Raw genomic sequence first — 6,078 nt, 5'->3', positions numbered from 1 at the left:
AGCAAGGAAAATCAAGCCTGATAGCTGGGTTTATACCGATACTTATCGTAGTTATGATGCCCTTGATGTAAGCGAATTTCACCACGAACGGATTAACCATTCAGAGTTGTTTGCGGTGAAACAAAACCATATTAATGGAATTGAAAATTTTTGGAGTCAAGCTAAGCGGATACTTCGAAAATATAATGGAATAGACCGAAAAAGTTTTCCTTTATTCTTGAAGGAATGTGAATTTCGGTTTAACTTTGGTACACCAAAAAAGCAGTTAAAAACATTGCGAAAATGGTGTGAAATTTAGGGCTAATCTACGTCAGCCCCTAAATTAAGTCCAAAAGGTAAGGCTTGTTGATCACTGATTTTAATATCGCTGACACCTATCTCGGTCTCGCTAGGTAATAACTCAATATTTGCTTCTGCTGTCGGCACCCTTTTAAGATTTTCAAGGGATTGTTCCATATCCCTTACATTCAAAAGATCACCTTTTGAAAAAGTGAAACCTGTTAAGGCACTTAAACGGGTAAAACGTGGAATATCACCACTATCCTCAACGAGAATATTCCCGACTTTGCCGGGAATAATCGTTAACACTAATGAACCACCTTTCAGATCTTGCTCTTGTGTGACAACACGTGTCGTCACGTATCCTTTTTCAATAATCCGATTTTGAATTTGTTTCATCAAAACCCCAAGTCCTTCCCCCCCAAAAACAATGTGGGAGGGTGAGTTTTAAATCATCAGAGGCTTGATTTAATGCCCATTGGAATTGGCTCTTAGAAGAGGAATGTTCCGCTGAATAATCAATCAATGCAATATGATGAATCGGGTAACAAGGGGTTTCTTTATCGGATAGGGACAATTTTTCGTCATTTGTCGTCTCTAAACGAACATCAGCCTGAGATTGTAGGGTTTTCTCTTGCTCCTTCTGACTTTGCTGTTGACGCTGTTGCTGAAGTGCATCCATTTGGTTTAAGCGGGAGAAATTCTCCGGTGGTTGATTAGCGAAAACACATAATGGTGTCGTTGAGAATAATGTAATGGTATAAAGTTTGTTAAATACTGTTTTCATACTTTGATTAAATGATTGAATTTATTTGTTTAATTGCACACAAGGCAATTTTTTATTAATGTTTATACCGCAATAGATGGCGAGTCACGGCAATCCCATCAACATATATACAATGTTTTTTTGACTGTGCGTTCAATTTGGTTTCCATATAATCCGACAAATTTCAAACAAAAATCGACCGCACTTGAAAACAGACTGTCTATTTTACAGCCCAATCCTTTCTTTAATTCGATCCGCAAACATTCCGATACTCACGGCAAAATAATTAGATTTATTCCAGTCTAAAATCGTGCGGAAATTATTTGATACTAAAAATGCTCTCCCTACCTGTTTATCCGGACGGATAAGCCAAAGATCCGTATGGGAAAGTGCGGTCAGTTTTGCTTGTTCTTGTGCGCTGAAACTTAACGGCATCACACCTTGAGCTTGCCAATCACGCAAAGAACGGGCTTTATTTTTCTCAATACCGGAAAGGGATAAATCAATGGGTTGGGTTAACGTCACTTCGATACCCCAAGGCAATTTATCGTCCCAACCTACGGTATGTAAATAATTTGCAATGGAAGCAAAAGCATCAAATTGATTTGTCCAAATATCCTTTGCCCCATCGCCGTTACCGTCAGCCGCATAATTTAAGAAAGCACTTGGCATAAATTGGGTTTGCCCCATTGCGCCCGCCCACGATCCCAACATTCGGGCACGTTGAATATGATCTCGATCCAACATTTTCATCGCATTGATAAATTCTTTGCTAAACAAGGCTTCACGTCTGCCATCAAAGGCAAGAGTCGCCAAGGCAGATAGCACATCATAACGTCCTTGGTAATGTCCGAAACTGCTTTCCATTCCCCATAATGCAAGGATATATTCTTGTTGTACGCAATAACGCTGACTTGCCCGTTGAAGTGGTACTTGGACTTCCCAGTAACGTTCTTCCGCCACATTCACTTTATTATTGGTCAGCACTTTATTGAGGTAATTGGTTGTACCATTTGGATTTAACACTGGCGGTTGGTTTGGATCACGTTTGACGGTTCTTCCTGCCTGCGCCCGATCTAACGCCACCGCTTTTTCTATATAACGAATATTATTTTGTGCATTTAACGTCGCTGGAGAAACCCCTTCCGTTACCGCTTTGCCTTTTAAAAATTGTACATAATCATTAAAATTATTCTGTGTACGGGGTTTGGAATAAACCGCATCACGGCTCACCGCAGGAATATTTGCTGATACTGTTTGACTGACACTGGAACATCCCATAATTAAGCAGGATAAAAGTGCGGTCGATAATAACGAGATTTTTTTCATTTGCTTTCCTTTTAACATTATTTTCTTAAAAATTGATTATAAGCCGCTTTTAATAAGGCAGTTGGCAATAAACGGGAGCCTGATCGCAATACAAAAATAAAAAAACCTGAAGCGAAATCCTGAATACCTAAACGATATTTTAATTTAAATAACCGCCATTCTGCTTTAGCCTGATTTAAACCACGCCGCCGCCCAACCATTCCATTGCCTACCCGAGCATAAACCAAAATATCCGGTAAATTTGCCACAGCTTGACCTTGTGCCACAAGTTTAATCCATAAATAATAATCCTCTTGCAGATCCTCATACCCCCCACAATTTATCACCGCACTTTTTTGATATGCCACCGTCATATGGTTAAAAGGACAACGTTTTTGCGTAAATTTCACAATATCCTGTGCTTCGGTCGGCACACTGCGATATGCCACAATATCATTCACCGTTTCACCAAACTCGGCAATTTGTCCGCCAAAAATAATGGTATCGGGGTGTTGTTCAATAAATGTCACTTGTTTAGCAAAACGTTCCGGCACGCAAATATCATCCGTATCCATACGGAAAACCCACTGATGACTACAATGTTTCAACCCTTCATTTAAGGCATTTCCCAGTCCTTGATTTTGCGGTAATTTCACTAATTTTAACGGTAACTGTTTTTCAAATTCGGAAACCACTGTTTCCAGTTCCTCAGTAACCGCACCATCAAATACTAAAACGATTTCATCCGCCTGATGGGTTTGAGCGGCTAGACTTTCAAAACATTCCCGTAAAAATCGCGGATTTTCTTTAATATATAAAGACATTAAAACTGAAAATTTCATGACTATCCTTTCTATTACATAAATCGTTTCAAATTCAGTGCCAGTTTCGGCGAAATCAGCACAACCATTGCAATCACTAATTGTTTAATACTTTTGGTTTGTTTAAAAATATCAAAATAATAATACGCCGCCTTGCGTGATAAGTTCATGATATGTGGATAAGCCAAAATATAGCTGGCGTTAATATTGAAATTATGTGCCTGCTCTTGTGTTTCCACATAATGCTCACGAATGTAATCAATGGCTTTTTCTGTATTGGTGGTATCCGTTGAGACACTGGCACGTTTGGTGTGAAAAGTGCAAGAGGTCAATGGCTCGCTCAGCATATAAGGCTTGAAATCAGGCTCTTTGATCACTTTTAAGAGAAAATCATAGTCTTCCAAAGAGCGAAGTGCGGTTGATAATCCGCCTATTTTTAAGAAAAGATCTTTCTTGACCGCTACCATCGGCATACCGCCAATTTTGTTGGAAAGCAAAATCCGTTCCACACTAATTTCTTGTGGTGGGATCGGTTTGGTTACATAGGTAAAACCTTCGTTCACCATTTCACATTTTGCAGGGTGGTAAATAAAATTAATATCAGGATGTTTGTTAATCACCTCTGCCAATCGCTCACATTTATTCTCAGCAAAACGATCATCATCATCCAAAAATAACAACCATTCTCCCAATGCGGCTCTCGCACCGATATTTCGACTTTCCGCCGCCCCCTGATTGGTTTCATTACGAATCACGTTTACCTTAAAGGGATAAGATTTCTCCACCACAACTGGCTCTTTCGAGTAATCATCAACAATCACCACCTCAAATGCTTTGTGGGTTTGCTCCCCTAAACTTTCTAATAAAACAGGAATTTCCGATTTTCGGTTGTAAGACGGCACAATGATACTAAACATTTTTTCCCTCTTTCTCTAAGAAAATGCGTTGTTTGCCATGAGTGCCGAACAATGACAAAAACATCAACATCACAAACATAATGCCTGGAAAGGCGAAGGTGTCGGCTTTGATATTGCAGGCGGTAAGAATCACAAAAGCGGAAAGAATAAATTTCCAACTGCCATCAAACCAATTCAGGGCGACTTTACGGACAAAATAAAAGGTGACAAAAAAACAAACCAGTGCGTAAGCTATGCCACCATATAAAATTTGGCGTAAAAAACCGGAATCCGTACTACCGTAATAACGCCCTGTCTCTAACTGCCCTGTCATATACATACCATCACCACTGATAAATTGTTTCAAAGTCGGCATAAACAGATGATTTTTGACTAAAGTATCCGTAGAAGAACTCACAAAACCGGCGCCGTGCAACAAATTAATGATCGGCTCTAGCGCATGAGCGACATAAGGATTTTTGGGGGCAAAATAAGCCAATCCCAGCACCAATAGCAAAAACGCAATCAACGATGGGACATATCGCCATTTAAAATACACGGCTATACTCACCACGGAAAGCAACAAAAAGGTTCTACCGGAAATCAACCCGATACAGAGCATCAAAAACACCAAAATACTCGGCATGCTGCTATGTTTTGCGTTATACGCTAATAAAAAATGGAATAGTATTAAGTAAAATAAACTCAGTTGGAAAAAGGCTGTCGCCGTGATGTTATACAGGCGGTATTCCTGCTCCGAACCATAGAATCGTGCAGGCAAAATCGCATTGGTTGAAAGTAAAAAATCGACCAAAAACGACACACCAAACAAGGCTAATATGCCAAATACAAATTGCACCACAACCCCGATTTGTAAATCACGCACAAGCAGCTGTTGCCCGTTTGGTATCACATAGAAAACGTTATAAAACCCAATACCGAAAATAAATAAAATCAGTGATTTCACATACATAGTCACCACTGAAAAATCCCTTGTGCCATTTATCAGTAGCGGAATCACACTCAATAAAATTAGCCCTAACAATACAGCTAAACTATCCATTGGCACCACAATGCCTTGCGTGTTTTTTTTCTTTATATAGCGATAAAACAACACGCCCAAAGCAAGCAAGCCAACCACAAAAGACATACGCACCACATGGAAAAACCACGGATCATAGATATAGAAAAGATTAAAAAGTGCGGTCATTTATTTTCCTAAATTTTTCTGAATCGCCATTATTTTTTTCAGCGGATATTTCATCAATTTTTTCGCAAGATTATTGGCTTGAGAACCTCGAATCGCCTCAAGATTGCTGACTAATTTTGGATTCTCGATCACCATTAACGGTCGAACCACTTGATTCGGCAAGGCAAATCTCGTTTCAAATAATAAAAAGTCATCGGCAAGCCAGAAAGGTTTGCCTTGTTCAAGCAGTTTGAGAAAAACACGGGCGGCGGATTTTTTGATTAAATATCCTACCGTACCGGCAAAATAGCTTTTATAGGGATAGGCATAAGCCACCGCCCCTGCCTTGTGGCACAAAAATGAAAAGGTTGTCGGATAATTAATTTCCAACTCTGTATCATTAAATTGAGCAATTTTGGATTGCCCGATAAGCACAATCGGCATGGCATTATTTTGGCTTAAAAGTGCGGTCAAATTTTGTTGGAAATTTGGGGCGAGTAAGGCATCGTCTTCGCACACTAAGGCGTAATCATCGTCTGCCACCGATTCATCTTCCACGATTAAACGATACACAGAAAGATGACTCAGCGTACAACCAATTTCGCCTTTCGTCACTTTACGCCCGTAACGCTGCTCAAATTGTGCCAAATCAAACTGCTTCGCCAATTCTTCCCATTCCCGTTGCATGGTATTAATGGCGGGAAAGACACAAAAATCTGCCGTATCGGGCTGCGAAAAGAAAAGCACACGACGTTGCTCATCTTTATCTAGGGAAATCAAATATTTATTCATCATTCTCTCAACTAAAATTATGGTATC

6 protein-coding genes and 1 pseudogene are annotated in these 6,078 nt (G+C 39.7%); 1 reads left to right on the top strand and 6 read right to left on the bottom strand.

The window, feature by feature from the left end:
• A partial coding sequence (locus E4T92_RS09775) for an IS1595 family transposase (RefSeq protein ID WP_135094528.1) occupies positions 1-298 on the top strand: 298 nt, incomplete at its 5' end.
• Positions 299-309: 11 nt separating this feature from the next.
• Here E4T92_RS09775 and E4T92_RS09770 read toward each other — a convergent pair.
• The 6 genes and pseudogenes from E4T92_RS09770 to E4T92_RS09745 form a co-directional block, all read right to left on the bottom strand.
• Positions 310-1,066 (bottom strand): annotated as a pseudogene (locus tag E4T92_RS09770) (POTRA domain-containing protein); the annotation flags it as partial.
• Between the two features lie 204 nt (positions 1,067-1,270).
• Complete coding sequence (locus tag E4T92_RS09765) at positions 1,271-2,374, bottom strand: lytic murein transglycosylase (RefSeq protein WP_228063596.1); 1,104 nt, start codon at positions 2,372-2,374, stop codon at positions 1,271-1,273.
• A 17-nt stretch (positions 2,375-2,391) separates the two neighbouring features.
• On the bottom strand, positions 2,392-3,195 hold the full coding sequence (locus E4T92_RS09760; RefSeq protein ID WP_167754054.1) for a glycosyltransferase: 804 nt from the start codon (positions 3,193-3,195) through the stop codon (positions 2,392-2,394).
• A 14-nt stretch (positions 3,196-3,209) separates the two neighbouring features.
• The gene (locus E4T92_RS09755; RefSeq protein ID WP_135094524.1) at positions 3,210-4,091 is read right to left on the bottom strand and encodes a glycosyltransferase family 2 protein; all 882 of its coding nucleotides are present in this window, start codon (positions 4,089-4,091) and stop codon (positions 3,210-3,212) included.
• Positions 4,084-5,280: a hypothetical protein gene (locus E4T92_RS09750; protein ID WP_135094522.1), complete on the bottom strand. Its 1,197-nt coding sequence runs from the start codon at positions 5,278-5,280 to the stop codon at positions 4,084-4,086. Before E4T92_RS09750 ends, E4T92_RS09755 begins: the two co-directional genes overlap by 8 nt.
• Positions 5,281-6,054, bottom strand: coding sequence for a glycosyltransferase family 25 protein (locus E4T92_RS09745; RefSeq protein ID WP_167754052.1), 774 nt, complete (start codon positions 6,052-6,054; stop codon positions 5,281-5,283).
• Between the last annotated feature and the right edge of the window lie 24 nt (positions 6,055-6,078).

The sequence above is a fragment of the Pasteurella sp. WM03 genome (genome assembly GCF_004570945.1).
GTDB lineage: Bacteria > Pseudomonadota > Gammaproteobacteria > Enterobacterales > Pasteurellaceae > Rodentibacter.
The sequence above is the reverse complement of the archived record's forward strand: the minus strand, read 5'-3'. Positions and strand labels throughout refer to the sequence as shown.

What these genes read in the sequence shown, in the direction of transcription:
- E4T92_RS09750 (WP_135094522.1), bottom strand. Translation starts at nt 5,280, where the DNA reads ATGACCGCACTTTTTAATCTTTTCTATATCTATGATCCGTGGTTTTTC.
- E4T92_RS09755 (WP_135094524.1), bottom strand. Translation starts at nt 4,091, where the DNA reads ATGTTTAGTATCATTGTGCCGTCTTACAACCGAAAATCGGAAATTCCT.
- E4T92_RS09760 (WP_167754054.1), bottom strand. Translation starts at nt 3,195, where the DNA reads ATGAAATTTTCAGTTTTAATGTCTTTATATATTAAAGAAAATCCGCGA.
- E4T92_RS09765 (WP_228063596.1), bottom strand. Translation starts at nt 2,374, where the DNA reads ATGAAAAAAATCTCGTTATTATCGACCGCACTTTTATCCTGCTTAATT.
- E4T92_RS09745 (WP_167754052.1), bottom strand. Translation starts at nt 6,054, where the DNA reads ATGATGAATAAATATTTGATTTCCCTAGATAAAGATGAGCAACGTCGT.